This is a genomic window from Massilia sp. BGA-UO-ETr-WB1 (genome assembly GCF_059567845.1).
This window is the reverse complement of the sequence record NZ_JCAQOT010000027.1, coordinates 1,208,356-1,231,104: the sequence shown is the minus strand read 5'-3', so window position 1 is coordinate 1,231,104 and position 22,749 is coordinate 1,208,356. Positions and strand designations below refer to the sequence as shown.

Annotated in this window: 18 protein-coding genes; 7 read left to right on the top strand and 11 right to left on the bottom strand. The window is 68.2% G+C overall.

The window, feature by feature from the left end; all coding sequences use genetic code 11:
• Positions 1-70 precede the first annotated feature (70 nt).
• Together bcaP and AC56DV_RS32185 are read right to left on the bottom strand one after the other, a co-directional pair.
• Positions 71-1,489, bottom strand: coding sequence for a branched-chain amino acid transporter BcaP (gene bcaP / locus AC56DV_RS32190; RefSeq protein WP_496318268.1), 1,419 nt, complete (start codon positions 1,487-1,489; stop codon positions 71-73).
• A gap of 140 nt (positions 1,490-1,629) precedes the next feature.
• Complete coding sequence (locus AC56DV_RS32185; RefSeq protein ID WP_496318267.1) at positions 1,630-1,866, bottom strand: hypothetical protein; 237 nt, start codon at positions 1,864-1,866, stop codon at positions 1,630-1,632.
• Between the two features lie 218 nt (positions 1,867-2,084).
• Between AC56DV_RS32185 and AC56DV_RS32180 the strand changes: the two genes are divergently transcribed.
• Together AC56DV_RS32180 and AC56DV_RS32175 are read left to right on the top strand one after the other, a co-directional pair.
• The gene (locus AC56DV_RS32180; RefSeq protein ID WP_496318266.1) at positions 2,085-2,843 is read left to right on the top strand and encodes a Crp/Fnr family transcriptional regulator; all 759 of its coding nucleotides are present in this window, start codon (positions 2,085-2,087) and stop codon (positions 2,841-2,843) included.
• 15 nt (positions 2,844-2,858) lie between these two features.
• Positions 2,859-5,090 carry an ATP-binding protein gene (locus tag AC56DV_RS32175; RefSeq protein ID WP_496318265.1) on the top strand — a complete coding sequence of 744 codons (2,232 nt, stop codon included), beginning with the start codon at positions 2,859-2,861 and terminating at the stop codon, positions 5,088-5,090.
• 40 nt (positions 5,091-5,130) lie between these two features.
• Here AC56DV_RS32175 and AC56DV_RS32170 read toward each other — a convergent pair whose 3' ends face one another.
• The 7 genes from AC56DV_RS32170 to AC56DV_RS32140 are packed head-to-tail and all read right to left on the bottom strand — an operon-like array spanning position 5,131 to position 12,910.
• Complete coding sequence (locus AC56DV_RS32170; RefSeq protein WP_496318264.1) at positions 5,131-6,276, bottom strand: NAD(P)/FAD-dependent oxidoreductase; 1,146 nt, start codon at positions 6,274-6,276, stop codon at positions 5,131-5,133.
• On the bottom strand, positions 6,273-7,649 hold the full coding sequence (locus tag AC56DV_RS32165; RefSeq protein ID WP_496318263.1) for an FAD/NAD(P)-dependent oxidoreductase: 1,377 nt from the start codon (positions 7,647-7,649) through the stop codon (positions 6,273-6,275). The genes AC56DV_RS32170 and AC56DV_RS32165 overlap by 4 nt, the downstream gene beginning before the upstream one ends.
• A complete protein-coding gene (locus tag AC56DV_RS32160; RefSeq protein ID WP_496318262.1) occupies positions 7,631-7,939 on the bottom strand; it encodes a (2Fe-2S)-binding protein in 309 nt (102 codons plus the stop codon). The genes AC56DV_RS32165 and AC56DV_RS32160 overlap by 19 nt, the downstream gene beginning before the upstream one ends.
• Complete coding sequence (locus tag AC56DV_RS32155; protein ID WP_496318261.1) at positions 7,936-9,804, bottom strand: ABC transporter ATP-binding protein; 1,869 nt, start codon at positions 9,802-9,804, stop codon at positions 7,936-7,938. The genes AC56DV_RS32160 and AC56DV_RS32155 overlap by 4 nt, the downstream gene beginning before the upstream one ends.
• On the bottom strand, positions 9,801-10,673 hold the full coding sequence (locus AC56DV_RS32150) for an ABC transporter permease (RefSeq protein ID WP_496318260.1): 873 nt from the start codon (positions 10,671-10,673) through the stop codon (positions 9,801-9,803). Before AC56DV_RS32150 ends, AC56DV_RS32155 begins: the two co-directional genes overlap by 4 nt.
• The gene (locus tag AC56DV_RS32145; protein WP_496318259.1) at positions 10,670-11,626 is read right to left on the bottom strand and encodes an ABC transporter permease; all 957 of its coding nucleotides are present in this window, start codon (positions 11,624-11,626) and stop codon (positions 10,670-10,672) included. The genes AC56DV_RS32150 and AC56DV_RS32145 overlap by 4 nt, the downstream gene beginning before the upstream one ends.
• A 9-nt stretch (positions 11,627-11,635) precedes the next feature.
• Positions 11,636-12,910 carry an NAD(P)/FAD-dependent oxidoreductase gene (locus AC56DV_RS32140; protein ID WP_496318258.1) on the bottom strand — a complete coding sequence of 425 codons (1,275 nt, stop codon included), beginning with the start codon at positions 12,908-12,910 and terminating at the stop codon, positions 11,636-11,638.
• A gap of 317 nt (positions 12,911-13,227) precedes the next feature.
• On the opposite strand from AC56DV_RS32140, the gene AC56DV_RS32135 reads away from it, so the two are divergent.
• The 4 genes from AC56DV_RS32135 (at position 13,228) to AC56DV_RS32120 (ending at position 18,242) form a co-directional block, all read left to right on the top strand.
• Positions 13,228-14,703, top strand: a complete 1,476-nt coding sequence (locus AC56DV_RS32135; protein WP_496318257.1) for an aldehyde dehydrogenase family protein — start codon at positions 13,228-13,230, stop codon at positions 14,701-14,703.
• A 222-nt stretch (positions 14,704-14,925) separates the two neighbouring features.
• A complete protein-coding gene (locus AC56DV_RS32130) occupies positions 14,926-17,073 on the top strand; it encodes a TonB-dependent siderophore receptor (RefSeq protein WP_496318256.1) in 2,148 nt (715 codons plus the stop codon).
• 9 nt (positions 17,074-17,082) lie between these two features.
• Positions 17,083-17,832, top strand: coding sequence for a DUF4198 domain-containing protein (locus AC56DV_RS32125; RefSeq protein WP_496318255.1), 750 nt, complete (start codon positions 17,083-17,085; stop codon positions 17,830-17,832).
• Positions 17,833-17,846: 14 nt separating this feature from the next.
• Positions 17,847-18,242, top strand: a complete 396-nt coding sequence (locus tag AC56DV_RS32120; protein ID WP_496318254.1) for a hypothetical protein — start codon at positions 17,847-17,849, stop codon at positions 18,240-18,242.
• Positions 18,243-18,258: 16 nt separating this feature from the next.
• Here AC56DV_RS32120 and AC56DV_RS32115 read toward each other — a convergent pair whose 3' ends face one another.
• On the bottom strand, positions 18,259-19,608 hold the full coding sequence (locus tag AC56DV_RS32115) for a hypothetical protein (protein ID WP_496318253.1): 1,350 nt from the start codon (positions 19,606-19,608) through the stop codon (positions 18,259-18,261).
• A gap of 256 nt (positions 19,609-19,864) precedes the next feature.
• Here AC56DV_RS32115 and AC56DV_RS32110 point away from each other — a divergent pair, with 256 nt between their 5' ends.
• The gene (locus AC56DV_RS32110) at positions 19,865-20,536 is read left to right on the top strand and encodes a haloacid dehalogenase type II (protein WP_496318252.1); all 672 of its coding nucleotides are present in this window, start codon (positions 19,865-19,867) and stop codon (positions 20,534-20,536) included.
• Positions 20,537-20,632: 96 nt separating this feature from the next.
• Here the strand turns inward: AC56DV_RS32110 and AC56DV_RS32105 are convergent, their stop codons facing one another.
• Positions 20,633-22,747: a PepSY domain-containing protein gene (locus tag AC56DV_RS32105; RefSeq protein WP_496318251.1), complete on the bottom strand. Its 2,115-nt coding sequence runs from the start codon at positions 22,745-22,747 to the stop codon at positions 20,633-20,635.
• Between the last annotated feature and the right edge of the window lie 2 nt (positions 22,748-22,749).

The following is a 22,749-nucleotide window of genomic DNA, read 5'->3' as shown; positions in this document are numbered from 1 at the left end:
GCTCCGGCTTATGTGGTTGTCAAATGCGTAAAGCGCCATCATAAGCCATTGCCGGATTTGCGGCGCTCTGCTATTTGGCAGGGAGGCCGGCGGGCGCGGTATTGTTCAGCACCGAATGGTGGCGCGCGTAGCCGAAATACACCACCAGGCCGATGGCCAGCCAGATGCCGAAGGCCACCCAGGTGAACCAGGCCAGGAAGCTCATCAGGGCCAGGCACATGATCACCGCCAGCGCCGGGATCAGCGGCACGGCGGGGCAGCGGAAGGCGCGGTGCAGGTCGGGGCGCTTCTTGCGCAGCACGATCACGGCGACGGACACCAGGCAGAAGGCGGCCAGCGTGCCGATGTTGATCAGCTCGGTCAGCACGTTCAGCGGGACCAGGGCGGCGATACCGCCGAAGATCAGGCCCACCATCCAGGTGGCGAAGAACGGCGTGTGGTGTTTCGGATGGATTTCCGACAGCTTTTTCGGCAGCAGGCCGTCGCGCGACATGGCGAAGATGATGCGGGTCTGGCCGTAGGCCATCACCAGGATCACGGTGGTCATGCCGAGGATGGCGCCCAGGTTGACGAAGCGCGCCACCCAGTTTTCACCCGCATATTCCAGCGCCAGGGTGACCGGATGGTCCACGCCCAGGAATTTCTGGTACGGCACGATGCCGGTCATGATGGCCGACACCACCACGTACAGCACGGCGCAGGCGGCCAGCGAGCCGATAATGCCGATCGGCAAGTCGCGCTCGGGACGCTTGACTTCCTCGGCGGCCGAGGTCACCGCGTCGAAGCCGATAAAGGCGAAGAACACCAGCGCGGCGGCGCTCATGATGCCGGTGGCGCCGAACGGCGCGTACGGCTGCCAGTTGGACGGCTCCACGTGGCCGATGCCGACCGCGATGAACAGCAGCACCACGCCGATCTTGATGGCCACCATGATGTTGTTGACGCGGGCCGATTCGCGCACGCCCAGCGACAGCATGGCCGTCAGCACCAGCATGATGAGCAGGGCCGGCAGGTTGAACCAGGTGGTCACGCCGGGCACCGCGCCGGGGGCGGCGGTCAACTCGACGGGCAGGCGGTAGCCGACGCTGGCCACCAGCGACTGCAGGTAGCCCGACCAGCCGACCGACACGGCGGAGGTGGCCAGGCCGTATTCCAGCAGCAGGTCCCAGCCTATCATCCAGGCCACCACTTCGCCCAGGGTGGCGTAGCTGTAGGTGTAGATGGAGCCGGCCACCGGCACCGAGGAGGCGAATTCAGCGTAACAGAGAGCGGCGAAGCCGCAGGCAATGGCGGCGATCACGAAGGAGATGGTCAGGGCCGGGCCGGCGGTCAGGGCGCCGGTGCCGGTGAGCACGAAGATGCCGGTGCCGACGATGGCGCCTATGCCCATCAGGATAAGGTCGAAGGGACCGAGTACTTTGGCCAGTCCGCCCGGTTTGCGGCTGGCGGCGACCATGTCGTCTAGATTCTTGGTTCTAAAGATGCTCACTATCGTGTTTCTCCAATGGGGTCTCTGTCTTGAGATTTTTGTAAGTATGGCGGCCTGGCCAGATCATGGCTGGACGCTGCCGCATACTAGCACACGGCGCCTTGTTGGCACCATGGCAAGGACGGAGACTTGGAGGGGGATTAGTGGAGCAAGCGGCCAGCGCGGTCCACATAGCGGCTGGCGGCGGGAATCGGGGTAGCCGGATGGCCTGCCGAGGCGGCCGCCGTGCGGTCCAGCCTGGCCTGCACCAGCTTCTGCCAGGCGCTCACCCAGCGCGAAGCCACCACGCATTCCTCGGTCGACCGGGCGCCGAGCGTGCGCTCGACAGCGAGTTTCTGGCGTTTCAGGGCGTACAGCGCTTGGGAGTAGTTGTCCATCTGGAGTCGTCGAACGGTAGTGGGGCGGTGGGCTGCCATGGGTCTATTATCGGCGAGCCGCGAATGGCTGAATGTGCGTTACCTCGCATTACGTAGGAATAAGATGACATTTTCGCCTGCTGATGTACTACACGCGGCGATCTCCGAGTCCGATACTGTTGAGCTGTTGACGCTATTAAAGTAGAGCCTGAAGAAAACAACAACAGATCAGGTGTCCCATGTTCCAAGCCGCCATCAACCACGCCGACGTCACCACCCCAGCCGTGCGCCGCGCCGCCGCCCCAGCCATGTCGCTGGCCGGCGCCCGCCAGAACGCGCTGCTGCGCGCCCTGCCCGAGGACGACCTGGAGCGCCTGTTCGTAGACATGGAGCTGGTGCCGCTGAAAGCCGGCCAGTGCCTGTACGACTTCGGCGACGAGCTGGAATACTGCTATTTCCCCACCAACGCCATCGTCTCGCTGCAATACATCAACGAGGAAGGCGCCACCACCGAGATCGCCGTGGTCGGCCGCGAAGGCGTGGCCGGGGTGGCCGTCTACCGTGGCGAGCGCGCCAGCAACACCGCCGTGGTGACCGGCGCGGGCTACGGCTACCGCCTGCACGCCGAGGCGCTGCGCGGCATGTTCGCCGAGGGCGGCATGCTGGCCGAACAGCTGATGCGCTACACCAGCTGCATGTTCACCCAGCTGGCGCAGAACGTGGTGAGCAGCCGCCACAGCAGCATCGACCAGAAACTGTGCCGCTGGCTGCTCGAACGCCTGGACCGTTCGCTGGGAAGCGAATTGAAAGCCACCCAGGAAAACATCGCCAACCTGCTGGGCGTGCGCCGCGAAAGCATTACCGCCAGCGCCGCCAAGCTGCAGGCCGAGGGCGCCATCCAATGCCGCCGCGGCGTGATCGACGTGCTGGAACGCGCCATCCTGGAACGCAACGCCGGCGCCTGCTACTTCGCGCCCCGCATGGCCCTGCCGGAGTAATCTCCCACCCGTGAAATGTTAGTTCAACCCCGGGTCCCGGTACGGCTGCGCCAGCTGCTGGTGCTGCTCACCGCGATCGGCTTTCTTCCTTTGATCCTGATTGGCGCCTGGGGCGTCAAGTCTTCGGCCGACCATCAGCGGCGCGAGCTGGAACGCTCGATGCTCGATTTGTCGCGCGCGCTCTCCAGCGCCGTGGACGCGGAACTGGACGGCTGGGTGGGCACGCTGCGCACCATGGCGCGCACCCCCGCGCTGGGCAGCGGCGACATGCGCACCTTCTACGATTTCGCCAAAGAGCAGGTGCGCACGCAGTCCGACTGGTCCAGCGTGGTGCTGACCGACGCCGACGGCGCGGTGGTGTTCAAGACGGTGCTGCCGTATGGCTCGCAGGACGGGCGAGTGATCGACCCGGACAGCCTGCAGCGCGCCATGTCGTTGCGCCAGCCGGTGATCGGCCGCATCGTGCTGGGCCAGGTGGCGGAGCCGGCCTTCCCGGTGCGGGTGCCGGTGACCGACAACGACAACAATCTGTACGTGCTGACGGCGGCGATCCAGCCCAGCCGCATCCTCAAGCTGGTGCAGCGCCAGCGCAACCCGGACGGCTGGGTGATCTCGGTATACGACAATACCGGCCTGCGGGTGGCGCGCTCGCTGGACCACGAGCGCACCATCGGCACCGGCCCCAGTCCCAGCCTGGCGCAGCTGCTGCATAGCGGCCCGATGGAGGGCGTGGGCGTGACCCGCACACTGGAGAACGTGGAAGTGGTGACGGCATATTCGCGCCTGTCGCGCTATGGCTGGACGGTGGCGGTGGGCGCGCCGACCGCCACGCTGACCGGGATCCTGGCGCAAAGCCTGGCCATCTACGGCGGCGCCATCATCGTCTCGCTGCTGCTGTGCACCGGCCTGGCGGTGCTGATCGCGCGCCGCATGGTGACGGCGATGGGCGCGCTGCAGGAACAGGCGGTGCGCCTGGGGCGCGGCGAGCCGGTGCATATCGCGCCGTCCGGCATCTACGAAGTGAACTTGATGGGGCTGGCGCTGGAGGCGGCGGCGCACCAGCGCACCGGGCATGAGCGCGAGCGCGGCCATTTGCTGGCATCGCTGGAACAGGCCTTGCAGGCGAAGGAGGAGGCGCTGGCGCGCGCCGAAAGCGCCAGCCGCGCCAAGGACGATTTCCTGGCCGTGCTGGGGCACGAGCTGCGCAATCCATTGAGCCCCATCGTCAGCGCGCTGGACCTGATGTCGGCCCGCGAGCAGGGCGTTTACCAGCGCGAGCGCGACGTGATGCGGCGCCAGGTGGTGCACCTGAAGCGGCTGGTGGACGATCTGCTGGACGTGTCGCGCATCACGCGCGGCAAGCTGGAACTGGTCATGGCGCCGGTGGACCTGTGCCAGGTGGTGGCGCAGGCGGTGGACGCGGCCAACGCCGCCAAGCAGCGCGGCCTGCCCATCAGCGCGCGCATGCCGGACAGCGCGTGGGTGCTGGGCGACGAAAGCCGGCTGGTGCAGGTGCTCACCAATCTGTTGTCGAACGCGGTGCGTTTCGGCGGCGACGGCGCCATCGCCGTGACGCTGGAAGTGACGTCCGGACAGGCCCGGCTGCAGGTGCGCGACCACGGCGTGGGCATGCATCCGGGCATGCTGGAGCATATATTCGAGCCGTTCTACCAGGCGCCGCAGCCGCTGGCGCGGGCCGCCGGCGGCCTGGGACTGGGGCTGGCCATCGCGCGCAACATCGTGGAACGGCACGGCGGGCGCATCGGCGCCATCAGCGCCGGCCAGGCGCAGGGCAGCACGTTCGAGGTGCTGTTGCCCGCCATCGCGGCGCCGCGGCTGGAACTGGCTGGCGATGATGATGCAGACGGCGACCTGTCGGCAGCGCCGGAGCGCCGCCGCATCCTGGTGGTGGACGACAACCAGGACGCCGCCCGGGGCTTGCAGGCCTTGCTCGAATTGAGCGGGCACGACGTGGTGGCGGTGCACAGCGCCTGCGGGGCGCTGGACAGTTTTGCCGAGGCGCAGCCGGATGTGGCCATCATCGACATCGGCCTGCCGGACATGAACGGCTACCAGCTGGCCGGCGCGCTGCGGGTGCGCAGCCGGGGTGCGCTGCGCCTGATCGCGCTGACAGGCTACGGCCAGACGGCCGACAAGCGGCGCGCCGAAGCGGCCGGATTCGATCTGCACCTGACCAAGCCGGCCGGGATCGACGAGCTGCATCGCGCCATCGCCGGCGCGGCCTAGCGCTGGCCGCAGGCCGGCTGCAGCCGCCTTGCCGGCTTGCCTACGCGGCGGCGGCGGCCAGCGCGAAGCGGCCGATGCCGAAGGCTTCGATCGGCGTCGATGTGGCGCCGGTGGCGATCAGCTCGGCCATCACGTCGCCCACGCCCGGTCCCAACTGGAAGCCGTGGCCGGAAAAGCCGAAGGCGTAGTGCAGGCCGCTGACGCGGGCGCTGGGGCCCATCACCGGCAGGTCGTCCTGCATATAACCCTCGATGCCGCTCCACACGCGGATGATATTCAGCTTGGCCACCGCCGGCGCCAGCCGCGCCATCTGGCGGAACTGGGCCAGCGTATGCTCGGGCAGCACGTAGGCGCGGCGCGTCAGCGGGTCCGCCGGCCCCCGGCCGCAGCCGCCGAACACGATGTTGCCGCGCTTGACCTGCCTGAAATACAGCGACTCGGTGATCGACTTGACCGCCACGCCGATGGCCGGGCCGATCACGTACGGCACCGGCTCCGTCACTCCCATTTGCGGTCCGCGCACAGCCATCGGCACCGGCTCGCCGAACTGCGCCGCCATCTTGTCGCCCCAGGCTCCGCTGGCCACCAGCAGCGATGGCGCGCGGTACTCGCGGCCGCCGGCGCAGATGGCGCGGAAATCCAGGCCGTCCTTCTCAATGGCCAGCACCTCGGTGTTCTCTATGATGTGCGCCCCGGCGCGCGCGGCCGCGCGGGCGAAGGCCGGTGCGGCCAGGCGCGGATTGGCGTGGCCGTCCTGCGCCGCCAGCGAGCCGGCGATCACCTCGCGGCCCAGGAAGGGATAGCGCCGGCGTATCTCCTGTTCGCCCAGCAGGTCCAGGTGCAGGCCGTACTGGCGCGCCTCGCGGGCGTACTTCTCCAGCACTTCCACGTGTTCCTGCTGGTAGGCGCAGCGCAGGTGGCCGCTCTCCAGGTACTCGGCGTCCTCGCCCAGCAGCCCGGGCAGGCGCTGCCAGATGGCGTGCGCGCGCATCGACAGCGGCAGTTGCGCCAGGTAGCGCCCCTGGCGCCGCACATTGCCGAAGTTGACCCCGCTGGCCTGCTGCCCGGTCAGCCCGCGCTCCAGCAGGATCACGGATACGCCGCGCTGGCGCAGGAAGAAGGCCGTGGAGGCGCCCATGATGCCGCCGCCGACGATGATGACGTCCGCATGCTGAACCGCGCTCATGCCGCTTCCTCCCGCGTGTGGATGGTGAGCGGCTTGACCGGCGCCTGGCCGCGCAGGCGGCCGACCTGTTCGACCGGCACGCCGCACGCTGCCGATATCACCTCGGCCCCGGCCTGCGCGCAATAGCGCCCCTGGCAGCGGCCCATGCCCACCCGGCTGAAGGCCTTGGCGCGGTTGGCTTCCCGCGCGCCCATTTCATGCACGGTGCGGCGCAGTTCCCCGGCCGTAATGCATTCGCAGCGGCACACGATGGCCTGGTCCGGCAGGCGCGCGGCCTGTTCGGCGGGCCAGGGGAAGGCGCGCACCAGGCCCTGGCGGAAGCGTTCCATCGTGTGCTGTTCGCGCTTCAGCGCGGCCACGCGCTGCGCGTCCACCGGGCGGCCCATGTCCGCCAGCAGGGCCAGCGCGGCAAGCCGGCCGGCGTTCTCCGCGCCCTCGGCGCCCAGGATGCGGACGCCGTCGCCCGCCAGGTAGACGCCGGGCACGGAGCTGCGGCCGTCCTCGCTCACTTCGGGGAACCATTGGCGCGCGTCAGGGTCGAAGCGGAAGGCGCAGCGCGCCAGGTCGGCCAGCTGGGTTTCCGGGCGCAGATGGTAGCCCATGGCCACCGCGTCGCATTCCAGTTCGTGGCGCGCGCCGCCTGCGTCCAGGTAGGCCAGGCCGCGCACGCCATCCTCCGCGTCACCGCTGATGCCGAGCGGCGTCACGCCGGAGCGCAACTGCACGCCGGCGCGGCGCAGCGCCGCCATGTAGGACAGGCCGAGGCGCAGCAGCTTGGGCCGCGCCAGCAGCTTGGGCAGGGCGGCGGCCTGGTCGCGCAGGCGCGCGGTGTCCAGCACGGCGGCCACGTCGGCGCCGGCTTTCATATACTGGTAGGCCACCAGGTAGAGCAGCGGCCCGCTGCCGAGGAAGACCACGCGCCGGCCCACCGAGCAGGCTTGCGACTTGAGCGCGATCTGCGCCGCGCCAAGGCTGAATACGCCCGCCAGTTCCCAGCCGGGCACCGGCATCAGGCGGTCGGTGGCGCCGGAGCAGATCAGCAGCGCCGAATAGGGCAGCCGCTCGCCGTGCGCGCCGCTCACGATGTGCAGATGCCCGTCCGAGATATTCCAGGCCAGGGTCCCGCTGCGGTAGTCGATCTTGCCGCGCAGGGCGTCGAAAGCGCCATGCAGGCTGGCCGCGCGCGCCGCTTCGCTGCCATACAGCCTGTCGTAGCTGCGGGTGAAATGCTCGGGCTGGCGGCGGTAGATCTGGCCGCCGTCGCGCCGGCCTTCGTCGATGACGACGGGGCGCAGCCCGGCCGCCGCCAGTTCCTCGGCGGCGCGCACGCCCGCAGGGCCGGCGCCGATGACGATTACGCGAGCTTCAGCCATGCCGCCTCCGTATCGCGGGTGACGATGGCCAGGCCGTCGCGCACTTCGGTGGAGCAGGCACGCAGGCGCTCGCCGGCGGCGGTCCATACCCAGCAATCCTGGCAGGCGCCCATCAGGCAGAAGCCCGCGCGGCGCCCTTCTCCGAATTCGGAGCTGCGCAGGCTGCGCGTGGCGTTCAGCATGGCCACCAGCAGGGTGTCGCCTTCCAGGGCGGAGGCGGGTTCGCCGTCTATCGTGAAGCTGACCGGCGGCCGGGCCGTTTCGGCCAGGCGGACAAAGCGTGAGTTCATGCGACTTCCTCAAAGCGGTGTAAAGGGGACTGGCGCAGCGCCAGCGCGGCGGGCGCGTGGTGGCACAGGATTTCGCCGCCGTTGGCCAGCATCTGGCGCGGCGGCGGCAGGCGGTTGCAGACGCCGTCGATGCGTTCGCTGCAGCGCGGCAGGAAGGTGCACAGGGCGGCGCCGGCCGGGGCCGGAGTGGCGGCGGCCGGGGCGTTCAGCGGCGGCAGGCGGGTGGCGCTGCGCGCGCAAACGCCGTCCAGCCAGCCCTGTTCCAGCTTGGGTACGGACGAAATGAGCAGGTGCGAGTACGGGTGGAAGGGCGCCTCGGCCAGCGCTTCGCGCGGGCGCGCCTCGACCTTGCTGCCGGCGTACAGCACCACGATCTCGTCGCAGATGGCGCGCACGGTGCTGATGTCGTGGCTGATGAACATGTACGAGACTTTCAGTTCGCGCCGCAGTTCGGCCATCAGGTCCAGGATGGCGGCCGCCACCACGGTGTCCAGCGCCGAGGTGATCTCGTCGCACAGGATCAGGTCCGGCTCGGCCGCCAGCGCGCGCGCCAGGTTGATGCGCTGCTTCTGTCCGCCGGACAGCTCGCCCGGCAGGCGGCTGGCGATGGCCGCCGGCAGGCGCACCAGGTCCAGCAACTGCAGCACGCGTCGCCGGCGCGCGTCGCCCTTGAGGCCGTGGTAGAAGCTGAGCGGACGGGCCAGGATGCCGCCTATGGTGTGGGCCGGATTGAGCGAGGTGTCCGCGTTCTGGAACACGAACTGCACCCGCTGGTGCTGCTCGCGCGTGCGGCCTTCGGTGCAGGAGGGCAGCGCGCCGCTGTCCAGCAGCACTTCGCCGCGCGCGATCGGCACCATGCCTGCCACCACCCGCGCCAGCGTAGTCTTGCCGGAGCCGGACTCGCCGATCACGCCCACCGTGGCGCCGCGCGCGATGGTGAGGTTGATGTCGCTCAGGATGCGCTTGGACGGCAGGCCGTCCGCGCCGGCCGGGCCATAGCCCGCGTGCAGGCCGCGTATCTCCAGCAGCGGCGGCGCCAGCCTGGTCAGCACGGGCAGCTCGATGTTGATGTCGCGCACGGCCGGTTCGGCCGCCGCCAGCAGGCTGCGGGTGTACTCGTGGGCCGGCGCGTTGAGCACCTGCGGCGTGCCGCCGTCCTCGCGGATCTCGCCGTCGCGCAGCACCACGATGCGGTCGGCCATCTGCGCCACCACGGCCAGGTCGTGCGACACGTAGACCGCGGTGGTGCCGAGCTGGCGCACCACGTCCTTGAAGGCGCGCAGCACTTCGATCTGGGTGGTGACGTCGAGCGCGGTGGTGGGTTCGTCCAGGATCACCAGCGCAGGGTCGGTAATGAAGGCCATGGCCGCCATCACGCGCTGCAGCTGGCCGCCGGACACCTGGTGCGGATAGCGCGAGCCCAGGCGTTCCGGGTCCGGCAGCGCCAGCGCGCGGAACAGCTCCACCGCCTTGGCTTCGGCCTGGGCGCGCGGCATGGTGTGGTGGATGGCGGCGCTTTCGACCACCTGGTCCATCAGCGTCTTGGACGGGTTGAAGGCCGAGGAGGCGCTTTGCGCGATATAGGCCACCGTGCGGCCGCGCAGCGCGGCCAGGCCCTTGTCGTCCAGTTCCAGCACTTGCTGCTCGCCCACGCGCACCTGGCCGCCGGCGACGCGGCAGCCCTGGCGCGCATAGCCCATCAGCGACAGCGCGATGGTGGTCTTGCCGGAGCCCGATTCGCCGATCAGGGCCAGCACTTCGCCCTGGTTGAGCGCGAAGCTGACGCCCTTGACGATGGGGACGTCCACGCCCGCGTCGTTGCGCGCCACCACGCGCAGGTTGTTCACTTGTACCAATGGTTTCATCGTGCGTCCTTCTTCTTGCCGCGCAGGTTGTCGATCAGCAGGTTGACGCCTATGGTCAGCGTGGCGATGGCCAGCGCCGGCATCAGCACGGCCGGCGCGCCTTCGGCCAGGCCGCCGATGTTCTCGCGCACCAGCGAGCCCCAGTCCGCATCCGGCGGCTGCACGCCGAGGCTGAGGAAGGACAGGCCGCTGAGCAGCAGCACGGTGAACACGAAGCGCAGGCCGAAGTCGGCCAGCACCGGCCGTATCATGTTCGGCAGGATTTCGACGCAGCCGATATAGGCCATGCCTTCGCCGCGCGCGCGCGCCGCCTGCACGAATTCCATGGCCTGCACGTTGACGGCCAGCGCGCGGGCGATGCGGTAGGCGCCCGGCATGAAGCCCAGTGCGGCGGTCAGCACCAGCACCGGCACCGAGGAGCCGAAGGAGGCCACCATCATCAGCGCGAACATCTTGCTGGGGATGGAGATCAGCGCGTCCAGCGCGCGGCTCAGGCCCGCGTCCAGCCAGCCGCCGGCCACCGCCGCGTACAGGCCAAGCAGGGTGCCCACGCCGCTGGCCAGCACGGTCGCCGCCAGCGCCAGCGCCACCGTGTAGCGCGCGCCATACAGCACGCGGCTCAGCATGTCGCGGCCCAGGTAGTCGGTCCCCATGGGGAACTGCGCGCTGATGGCGCCGAACACGTCGTGGTCGACGATTTCAGCCGCGTCGTGCGGCGCGATGGCGGGGCCGGCTACGGTGGCGGCCAGCCAGAACAGCACGATGGCCAGGCCGGTGAGCGCGGGCAGGGGCAGGCCGGTGACGGCCGACAGGGCGGCGCGCAGGCGGCCCTGTGGCTTCGGCGGAACAGGAGTAGTGGTGCTGTTCATGGATTGCGTAACCTCGGGTTGGAAACGATTGCACAGATATCGGCCAGCATCACCAGCAGCAGGTAGGCGCCGCAGAAGATCATGGCGCAGGCCTGCACCAGCGGAATGTCGCGCGTGGTGACCGCGTCTATCATCAGGTTGGCGATGCCGGGATAGTTGAAGATGCTCTCGACGATCAGCACCCCGCCCAGCAGATAGGACAGGCTGAGCGCCACTGCGTTGGCGATCGGGCCAATGGCGTTGGGCAGCGCGTGCGCGAGCACGATGCGCACCGGCCCGGCGCCTTTGAGCCGCGCCATCTCCACGTAGGGCGCGCGCAACTGGTCGATGACGGCGGCGCGCGTCATGCGCGCCATCTGCGCCACGATCACGCAGCACAGCGTGAACACCGGCATGGCGTACACCTTGAGGAACTGGCCCAGGCTGGCGATGTCCGTCGTGTGCGACAGCGCCGACAGCCAGCGCAGCTTGACCGCGAACAGCAGCACCGCCAGCGTGGCGATCAGGAACTCGGGCACCGACACCAGCGACACAGCCAGCATATTCATGCCGCGGTCGAACAGCGAGCCGCGGTACATGGCCGACAGGATGCCCAGCGCCAGTGCCAGCGGCACCGAGACGGCGGCGGTGGCGCCGGCCAGCACCAGGGAACTGGGCAGGCGCTTGCCTATCAGCTCGCCGATAGCCTGGCCGTTCACCAGCGAAGTGCCGGCGTCGCCCTGTAGCATATGGCCCAGCCAGCGCGCGTAGCGCACCGGGGCCGGCTGGTCCAGCCCGAACTTGGCGCGCAGCGCCGCCACCGCTTCCGGTGTGGCGGCTTGGCCCAGCGATTCCTGCGCGGCGTCGCCCGGCAGCAGGTTGGTGATGGCGAACACCACCACCGAGACGATCAGCAGCGTCAGCGCGCCCAGGCTCAGGCGCGTCAGCAGCAGTTTTCCTATGGTTCCGTTCATGGGCGGGCCTCAGTGCAGGCGGTCTTGCAGTTTGTAATAGGCGCCCACCAGCGGCAGGAACCACGCCTTGCCGTAGTAGCCCGGGATGGCTGGCCAGTCCAGGCCGCGCCAGGGATTGCTGTCGGCCTGGCCCGCCATCACCTCGGCCATTTTCTGGCCCATGTGGACCGACATCTGCACCCCGTGGCCGCTGTAGCCGAGCGAATAGAACATGCCTTCATGCTCGCCCGCGCGCGGCAGGCGGTCGGCCGTCATGTCCACCAGTCCTCCCCAGCAGTAGTCGATGGCGGTGCGCTCCAGCTGCGGGAACAGGCGCACCATGGTGTCGGCCAGGATGCGGCCGCTCTTGGCGTCCGACTTGGGGTTGGACAGCGCGAAGCGCGCGCGGCCGCCGAACAGCAGGCGGTGGTCCGGCGTGAGGCGGAAGTAGTTGCCGATGTTCTTGGTGGTGACGTAGTTGCGCCGTCCCGGCAGGATGGCCTCGATCAGGTCCTCGCCCAGCGGCTCGGTGGCGATGATGAAGCTGCCCACCGACACCAGCCGGCGGCGGAAGTAGCCGAACGGCCCCAGGCTGGAATTGCCGGTGGCCAGGAAGACCTGCTGCGCGTCGATGGCGCCGCGGGTGGAAGCGATGCGGTAGCCGCCCGCCGTGCGTTCGATGTTCTGCACCGCCGCGCCCTGATAGACCCTGGCGCCGGCGCGCACCGCCGCTTCGCCCAGGCCGACGGCGAATTTACCCATGTGCATCTGGGCGCCCTGGCGCTGCAGCAGGCCGCCGTAGAAGCCTTCAGCGTTGATCTCCGGGCCCAGGTCGGAGGCCTTAAGCAGCTCCACATTCGGATCGGCGCGCTGGCGCAGGCGCTCCCAGGCCCGTTCCAGCTTGGCGTAGTGCTCGGGCTTGGCCGCCAGTTTCAACTTGCCGCAGCGGCGGAAGTCGCAGTCTATGCTTTCCTGCGCCACCAGCTGTTCCACGGTGTCCACCGCGTCGTCGTAAGCCTGGTAGTAGGCGCGCGCATGGTCTTCGCCGAGGCGCGCGGCCAGGTCGGCGTAGTCGTGCGCCAGGCCGGTGTTGCACTGCCCGCCGTTGCGGCCGGACGCCTCGCCGGCCACCCGGCCGGCCTCCAGCAGCACCACGGAGGCGCCGCGCCGGGCCAGCGCGAGCGCGGCGGACAGGCCGGTGAAGCCGCCGCCAACCACCACCACGTCCGCGCGCGGCACCACCGGACCCTGCGCCGCGCCGGTAAATGCGGGCGCTGTATCGAGCCAATACGATTCAAGCTTCATGCTGCGTCCTTGATGAGTCAATCTTAATGAATCTATTACCAAGCTGTTACATCCATTACACCATAGGCCACTGTGCGCAAAATTCCGAATTGCCGCGCGCCGGAGACAGATAACGCGGTTTTCGCCGCCCCGCGCAGCACACATTGCTGCACCTTCCGCCCCAAGCATGTTCTATGGCTGGCGGCCAAACTACACAAGCTTGCGCCTCGCGGGGCATCCCCGGCGGCATTTAATGCTGCGGGTTCGCCCTTAGCATAGCCCTACGCAGTTTTCATTCCAGTTCCGTGCCGGCCTTAACAAATATTCAAGGAATCCCCATGCAAAGCTTTAATCCCGACCAGATCCAGGTAAGCAGCAGCCATTACATAGGGGGCCGCCATGTCGCGGGCCAGGGCCCGGCGATGGAGGTGCGCCGCCCGTCCGACAACGCGGTCTATGCCGGCTTGCCGGTGGCGGATGCGGACCTGGTGGACCAGGCCGTGCAGAATGCCTGGAGCGCCTTCAAGACCAGCGCATGGGCCACGCAGGCGCCGCGCGAGCGCGCGCGCGTGCTGCGCCGCTGGGCCGACCTGATCGAGTCCGATCCCGGCCTGGCCGCGCTGGAAGCGGTGGGTTCCACGCGGCCCATCGCCAACGCGGCCGGCTGGGATGTGCCGTTCACCGCCGAAGGCATCCGCTTCTTCGCCGAATTCGCCGACAAGATAGGCGGCGACGTGGCGGCCACCCGCAGCGACTCGCTGGGCATGACCATCGCCGAGCCTTACGGCGTGATCGGCGCCATCGCGCCTTGGAACTTCCCGCTGGTGATGGCCTCCTGGAAGATAGGCCCGGCGCTGGCGGCCGGCAACGCGGTGGTGCTCAAGCCATCCGAACTGACCCCGTTCTCCGCCGTGCGGCTGGCCGAATTGGCGGTGGCGGCCGGCATGCCGCCGGGGATCTTCAATGTCATACAGGGCGACGGCCGCATCACGGGCGATGCGCTGGTGCGCCATCCGCGCATCGCCAAGGTGACGTTTACCGGCTCCACGCGCACCGGCAGCGCCATCATGGCCGCCTGCGCGCAGACCGGCACCAAGCCGGTCACGCTGGAACTGGGCGGCAAAAGCCCGCAACTGGTGTTTGCCGACGCGCCGGACCTGGACAAGGTGGCGCGCATGGCGGCTGGCGCCATCGCGGGCAACGCGGGCCAGGTGTGCGTGGCCGGCTCGCGCCTGATCGTGCAGCGCGCCGTGGCGGAACGGCTGGTGGACGGCATCGCGTCCGCCTTCGGCGCGTGGCGCGCCGGACACACCTGGGAAGCGGGGTCCACGCTGTCGCCCATCATCACGCCGCGCGACGCGGCGCGCATCGACGGCATGGTGCAGCGGAGCGTGCAGGCCGGCGCCACGCTGGCCGTGGGGGGCAGGCTGGCGCCGGTGGCGGGCGGGGGCGCCTTCTATCAGCCCACCATCCTGACCGGCGTGCACGCCGACATGGAGGCGGTGCGCGACGAGATCTTCGGCCCGGTACTGACGGTGCAGGTGTTCGACGACGAGGACGAGGCCCTGGCGCTGGGCGACCATCCGTCCTACGGCCTGGCTGCGGGCGTGCACACGGCGGACGTGGGCCGCGCGCTGCGTTGCGCGCGCGGGCTGGAAGCGGGTACGGTGTGGATCAACCGCTATGGCCGCAGCGACGACTACGTGCTGCCCACGGGGGGCTTCAAGCGCTCCGGCATGGGCAAGGATCTGGGGCGCCAGGCGTATGAAGCCAACCTGCGCTTCAAGACCGTGCTGGTGGACTTCGCGCGCTAAAACGGTGCGCGCAACGCGCCGCAACGGGGCGGCGCCGGGAATGCTGCACTGCACCTGTGCGGCTTTCAGAACAGCAGCAAGTTGTGCTGCGCAGGGCCCGGAAAATGCATATTTCCGTTTTGTGACAGGGTGATTACAGCGCAATCCGGCGAACGCGGCGTGATGTAATCGTTAGCAGTAGACGCCTTATCAAGTACATTCACACCTAACTAGGAGTTTGTCATGTATCCCACACGTCACCGCACCCTGGCCCTGTTTTTGGCAGCGACCTATCCACTAGCCGTGCTGGCCGCCGAGCCCGAACCTGCGGAGACGCCGGCAGCGGAAGCCGCCGCTGCCGGGGAACCCGCCGCCAAGCGCGAGGTGGTGGTGGTGAAGGCTGCGCGCCAGAATTACCGCGCGCTGTCCGCCACCGGCGCCACAAAGACCGACACCTTGCTGAAGGACTTGCCGCAAAGCGTGCGCGTGCTGACGGCCGACCTGCTGAAGGACGTGGGCGTGACCAACCTGGCCGGCGCGCTCGATCTGACCAGCGGCATTTCGAAGCAGAGCAACCTGGGCGGCCTGTGGGACAGCTATGCCATGCGCGGCTTCACGGGCGACCCCAACTTCGGTTCCGACTACTTGGTGAACGGCTTCAGCTCCAGCCGGGGCTACAACGGCGTGCGCGATTCGGCCAGCACCAACAGCGTGGAAGTGCTGAAAGGCCCGGCGTCGGCGCTGTACGGCCGGGGCGAGCCTGGCGGCACCGTCAACATCACCACCAAGAAGCCGCGCTTCGAGCCGGGCTACGCGCTGGACCTGTCGGTGGGCAGCTTCCAGACCTACCGCACGGCGGTGGACTTGACGGGACCGATCACCGACACCGTGGCCTACCGCCTGAACGCGGCCTATGAAAAGGGCGACAGCTTCCGCGACACCGTCGAGACCGAGCGCTCCTTCATTTCGCCGTCCTTCATCTGGCTGATCGGCGACAGCACCACCCTGTCCTATGAACTCGAGGCGAGCGAGCAGCGCGTGCCCTTCGACCGCGGCGTGGTGGCGGTGAACGGCGTGCTGGGCCTGGTGCCCAATTCGCGCTACCTGGGCGAACCGGCCGACGGCCCCACCGTGGTCAAGTCGGTGGGCCACCAGGTCTTCCTGCAGCACGAGTTCAACGAGCAGTGGAAGCTGCAGTCCGGCCTGTCCTACCGCGACAGCTCGCTGAAAGGCTTCTCGACCGAGGCCAACAACCTGCTGGCGGACGGGCGCACCTTGCGCCGCCAGCGCCGCCACCGCGATTTCGGCGCCATCGACGTTTCCGGCCGCGTGGAATTGCTGGGCAAATTCAACACCGGTTCGCTGACGCACAATGTGCTGGTGGGCGTGGACGCCTACCGCTTCGACGACCGCCGCGTGCAACTGCGCCGCAACCCGAACGCCACCAACCCCTATGCGATCGACATCTACAACCCGGTATACGGCGGCAAGGCCGATCCGCTCACGCTGTCCATCGACACCAAGGAAGAGCAGCGCGCGCACGCCTTTTACGGCCAGGACCAGGTGGACATCACCGACCGCTGGAAAGCGCTGATCGGCGTGCGCCACGACAGCTATGACCAGACCGTGCGCAACTTCCGCAGCAACGCCTCCAACAAGCAGCAACTGAGCGCCACCAGCCCGCGCGCCGGCCTGGTGTACCAGCCGCTGCCCACCGTTTCGCTGTACCTGACGGCGGCCAAGGGCTTCCGCCCGAACAGCGGCATCAGCATCGACAACAAGGCCTTCCCGGCCGAGGAAAGCCGCTCCTATGAAGTGGGCGGCAAGCTGGAGACGGCGGACGGCAAGATCACCGGCACGCTGGCGGTCTACAAGATCAAGAAGGAGAACGTGCTGACCACCAACCCGCTGAACACGGACTTCTCCATCTCGGCCGGCGAAGTGGGCAGCAAGGGCGTGGAGCTGGACGTGTCGGGCGAGATCATGCCGAACGTGCGCATGTCGGCCGCCTACGCCTACACCGACGCCACCGTCACCAAGGGCGACAACACCATCGTCACCGGCAGCCGCTTCCCGAACGTGCCGAAGCAGAGCGCGTCGCTGGTCGTCACGCCGACCTTCGCGCTGGGCAGCGGCACGGCGACGCTGGGCGGCGGCCTGAACTACGTGGGCGACCGCCTGGGCGACGTGGCCATCTCCAGCAACTTCACGCTGCCGGCCTACACCACCGTCAAGCTGATTTCCTCCTGGTCGCCGAACAAGAAGGTGCGCGTGTCGCTCAACGTGGACAACCTGTTCAACAAGCGCTACTACGCCAGCTCGTACAGCCAGGTGTGGGTGGCTCCGGGCACCGAACGCACCATCACCCTCAACGTCAACTACAAGTTCTAAGGAGCAGCCATGCAGAAGATACGTAAAATCGCCGTCGCCGCCGTGTTGGCGGCATCCGTGACCGCAGGCCTGGCGCCCAGCGCGTCGGCGCACGGCATCTGGTTCGCGCAGCGCGCCACGCAACTGGCCTTGCTGTACGGCGTGGGCGCGGACGACCTGGATTCGCTGAAACGGCTGCCGCAGGTGACCGGCATGGCCGGCTACGACGCCGCCGGCAAGCCGGTCGCCGCCAGCCTGCAGCCGGACGGCCGCCTGGTGCTGGTAAACCTGGAGAACCAGCCGGCGGTGGTGGCGGCGGTGCTCGACAACGGCACCTGGAGCAAAACGCCGGACGGCAAGTGGCACAAGAAGGGCAAGGACGAGGTGCCGACGGCCGTGGTGGCCGAGCGCACCATCAAGTACGCCGTGCACCTGCGCGCGCCGCTGACCGCGCCGCTGGCGCCGTTGCCCGGCCAGACCTTGCAGGTGGCGCCGGTGGAAGCCGCGCTGCCGGCCATGCTGGGCCAGCCGATCAAGCTGCGCGTGCTGTACCAGGGCAAATCGGTGGCGGGCGCCAAGGTGCTGCACGACTGGGTCAACGACCCGGACGGCGAGCCGGCGCTGACGGCGGCCGACGGCACCGTGACGCTGAAAGTGCGCAACCAGGGGCTGAACGTGATCGTGGCCATCTATGAATCGCCGTCCGACCAGCCCGCCAAGTACAACCGCGTCGAACACCTGGCGTCGCTGTCCTTCGTGCTGGCGCACGCGCCTGAATAAACGGGAGAATGAACATGAAGAAGATACTGAGCATCCTGGCCGGTGCGGCCGTCCTGGCCCTGGGCGCGGCAACGCTGCCGGCCAACACCGCCTTCGCGCACGGCTCGCCCACCGCCAATCACGGCGGCATCGTGCAGGCGGTGGGCGAGACCTGGCTGGAGCTGGTGGTCAAGGGCGACACCGTGGAGCTGTACCTGCAGGACGACGGCGACGACATGCCGAGCGCGGACATCAGCGGCAAGCTGACGGTGGTGAAGGGCGCGGCGAAGTCCGAGTTCGCGCTCAAGCCGGCCGGCGGCAACAAGCTGGAAGCGAAGGCGCCTGGCGCGGTCAAGGGCAGCAAGGTGCTGGCCTCGGTCACGCTGGCGGACAAGAAGACCAAGGTCAGCACGTCCTTCGACATCAAGTAGTCCGCCCGGTACCCGGCTAGCGCGGGCTGTCCTCAGTCCGCGCTACCTTTTGCCCGCCTGCCGGCGCCCGTGCAAGGCTCTCGGCAGCGTTGCGCTTGTGCTCCGCTATCGTATTCAGCGGAGCCTTACAGTCTGCCACCTGCTGGAAATCGATACTCTTGGGTAGCGGCATGCCGTTGATGACAGCCCAAACCACGATGTCCGAATCAAAGCCGCTCAGGCCCAGGCCGGTGATTTCATTGCGAATGCGCCGGCAGAAGCCGCTGGCAGCTTCGTTTGCCTTGGCCTTGTCCAGGAAGGCCGGCTGCGCAGCCACATACCAGTCCTGCTGCGACAAAAAGGCTCGTACCGTTCCAAGGCTGTTGCTGCCGTTGAGCAGAACGTAATTCAGGACCTCGCCGGGATCGACGCTCTCGTGGACTTTGCGTTCGGCCTGCTGGCGATTCGCAACGCAGCGGGGCAAGTCGGAGTCGCCGCAGATGCGCCAGTCCGCGAAGATGGAGGGACGCGGGAAATCGAAAGTCACCGTCCAGTTGCCTACAGGGCGCGGCGTCGAGTTCCAGTCGTCTTCATCGGACGGAACATGGAAGCTGATTTTGGCGCCGCGCGGCCGGTCGCGGCCGACGCTCCAGGAGCGCAGGTCGCGGTCGGTCCAATGTTCCTCTGCGATACCGCTGGCGAAGAGCTTGGAGATGGCGTCATCGACGGCCCTTGCTTTGTCCTTGGTGGTTTGTTCAGACAGCCTGGTTACCACATTGGCCTGGGCACCAGTCGCCTTAGCGATGCCCAAGGCCACCTGGACAGCGGTGGCCGCGCCGCGTGAGGTATAGCTCTTCGTGCCGGCGACCCCAATTTTCACCGACGGGATGGATGCACTGCCGTCGTTCTTGACCAGAAATAGCGGAAAATCCGATTTTGAGTGGTGAACGACGCGATTCCACAACTCGCCATCGGAGTTGCTCTGATGGCCTATGGTGGCCAGCGGGACGGTGGATTCATAGGCTCCAACCGTGACATGCACAGTCAGATTGAGGGAGAAGTCTTTTCCAACGATGGCGCGGGTCAGATAGCCCCGCTTTTTGTAGGCCAGGTTTTCCGCTTCGTCACCCCCGCTGGTCGCCAGGTCACTAAAAATCATAAGCCGCGTGTAGGCGCCGGCGAAGTCGCCACCGGCCGCTGACGGGGCTGCCCATTCATCCACATACGTACTGAGCGGCGTGATATTGACGGGCTTGGCGACTCCCTCGCCACGGCCGGAAGTGATCTGTATGGTTTCCAGGCCGGGAGTCCTCTGGGGCGGCGTGCTACAGGCTGAGAGCAGTGCTATCGTGCACAGCAGCATAGGCGAAACAGGAAACCGGCACATGGGATTCTCCTTATCAATGACATAGGTAGGAATACTCCTACAAAATAGCTTATTAAATTGAAAAGAAATACGCAATTTGTAACAACGAGGACTTTTTCGGGGGCAGCTGGGCGGGGTGCCGTAGAAGATGCTGATTCAGACAAAAAAAAGCATAAATTGCGTGGCGGGCAATGCCGCAGTCGGCAGCAGTAGCGGCAGCGTACTGGTTATCATGGAACTGTTTTGATCTGCCATCAATCTCATCGAAAGGGCAACCATGAGCATCATTTTCCGGCCGAAGTACATCAGTTTCGACTGCTACGGCACCTTGATCTTTTTCCAGATGGCGCCCATGGCGCGCAAGCTGTTCGCCGACCGCATCAGCCCGGACAATATGGACCAGTTCTGCAAGGACTTCTCGTCTTTCCGCTTGGACGAAGTGCTGGGCGACTGGCAGCCGTACTACGACGTGGTGTACAACTCGGTGCTGCGCACCGCGAACCGCTGGAAGGTGCCGTTCCGCGAATCCGACGTGGCCGAGATCTACGCCGCCGTGCCGACCTGGGGCCCGCATCCCGACGTCACCGAGGGCCTGGCACGCATCGCCGGCAAGATTCCGCTGGTGATCCTGTCCAACGCCATGGACGCGCAGCTGGTGCACAACGTGGAGAAGCTGGGCGTGCCGTTCCACCGGGTCTACACCGCGCAGCAGGCCAAGGCCTACAAGCCGCGCATGCGTCCCTTCGAGTACATGATCGACCAGCTGGGCGCCAAGCCGGAAGACTTCCTGCACGTGTCGTCCAGCATGCGCTATGACCTGATGACGGCGCACGACATCGGCATCAAGGACAAGGCCTTCGTGAACCGTGGCCATGAGCCGGGCACGCCCTTCTACAACTATGCGGAGATCCCGAACATCGGCGGACTGGCAGGGCTGGTTGGCCTGTAAGCGGATATCTGTTTGTACCTTTAATGCGCCTGTCCGGCGCATTTTTTTTTGCCCATCGCGGACTGTCGGGATGGCGCTTCGTGCGCCGTCGGAGCTCTACAAGTCCAGCACCAGCAGCGGACCGATGGCGCGCGAGCAGCAGGGCGTGAAGCAGTTGTTGCGGGCGCGCTCGGCGGGTGACAGGCATTGGTCGCGGTGGTCCGGCTGGCCTTGCAGGATGCCGGTGACGCAGGTGCCGCAGACGCCTTGGCCACAGGATGAGCGCACGTGCACGCCGCTGCCGGCCAGCGCGGCCAGGGCGGTGACGCCTTCCGGTACGCGGACGACTTGGCCGGTGCTGGCGATGCGGATATCAAACGGCGGTCCGCCGGCAAGGCGAGCGGGGGCGAGCGGATCGGCGCTGAAACGTTCGGTGTGCAGTTGCGTTTCCGGCCAGCCGTGGCGCTGCGCGGCGCCGGCCACGGCGCTCATGAACGCGCCGGGGCCGCAGGCGTAAATGTGCACGCCGGGCTCTGGGTGCCGCAGCAGCGCGTCCAGGTCCAGCCTGCGGCTGGCGCTGTAGTGGAACTGGGTGCGCACGGCGAACGGCGCGGCGCCCAGCTCGTCGCGGAATGCGGCGTGGCGCTCGCTGCGGCAGCTGTAGTGCAGCTCAAAGCTGGCGCCCTCGGCTGCCAGCTGGCGGGCCATGCACAGGATGGGCGTGATGCCGATGCCGCCGGCCAGCAGTATGCTGTGCCGTGCGCGCGGGGCGAGCGGGAAATGGTTGCGCGGCGCGCTGATCTCGAGCTGGGCGCCTTCCTGCAGCTCGCCATGCATGGACGCGGAGCCGCCGCGCGTATCGGGGCAGCGCAGCACGGCGATCCGGTAGCGGCGGCGGTCGCGCGGGTCGCCGTACAGCGAGTAGTGGCGCACGTGGCCCCCGGGTGTGACGACTTCCACGTGCGCGCCGGCGGTGTAGGGAGGCAGCGGCGCGCCTTCCGGGCTGGCCAGCTCAAATGAGCAGATGCCCTCCGCTTCGGCCTTCTTGCACCGGACCACGAGGCGCAGCGGGGCGTGCGCGGCCGACGAAGCGGCCAAGGCGGGCGCGAAGGGCGAAGCGGGCGTCGCGGCGGCGGGCATGGAGGCGGCGGCGCGGCGGCCGCGCAGATAGCTGGCCGTGCCGGTCCAGGCCAGCAGCGGGACGGCGAGGGCGCCCAGCAGCAGGATGACCTGTCCCGCCAGGCCGCCTATCCAGCCGTAGTGCAGGGCCATCGCCCATAGGTAGGCGCGGTGGCCACGGCTGTGCGCGGCGTAGGGCGTATGGCCCACCAGCGTCCCCGATGCCGGATCAAAGTAGAAGTAGCTGAGCGCGTTGGCGTGCGGCGCGTCGTGCGCGACGGCTTCCAGCAGCCAGGGCGCCCCCGGCGCGCGGGGCGCGCACAGTTGCAGCTTCTGCGGCCGGGGCGCCAACGCCTGCACCTGCCGCCACATCGCTTCCAGCCGCGCGCCTCGCGGCGCGCCCGCATGCGCTCCCTCGGGCGCGGGCAACCCGGCGGCCAGGGGCACGGCGGGCTGCGGTGGGGAGATGGTCAGTATGTCGATGGCGCTGCGCGCCCAGGAGAAGGCTTGCGGCAGGCCGCTCAGCGCGCAGGCCAGCAGTACTGGGGCTGCGTAGATGGCGGCGGTCTTGTGCAGATCCAGGCTGCGGGCGCGGCCTTGCAAGCCGGGTTTGAGGCGCCAGCTGCCGCGCAGCACGCGCAGGGTGGCAGGCCACCACAGGCGCAAGCCTACCGCAGCCATGGCAAGCGCCATCAGCAGCGCCAGGCCGCCGGCCAGCAGTTCGCCGAACGGGAGGTAGCCGAAGATGTGCAGCCGCGCCACGGTGCCGAACGGCCCGCCGTAGACCGCCTCGCTGCCCAGCACCCGGGCGCTGCAGGGATCGACGTAGATCCAGCGTCCATCTCCGAACCGCACGCGCGCACTGGCGCGTGGGTCGCCGTGGAGGCGCAGCGCGGTCAGCGGCCCGCTGTCCGGACTGGCCGCGCGGGCTGCGGCCGCCAGCGCATCGAGCGGCAGCGGCGCGGTGCAGGCGGGAACGGTGGTCAGCGCGGGCGACACGAACGGCTCCAGCTGCACGCGGAACACCATCAGCGCGCCGGTCAGCGCCACGATGACGAACAGCCAGCCTGCGGCGAGCCCGGTCCAGCGGTGCAGCGCGCGCAAGCCGTTCATGC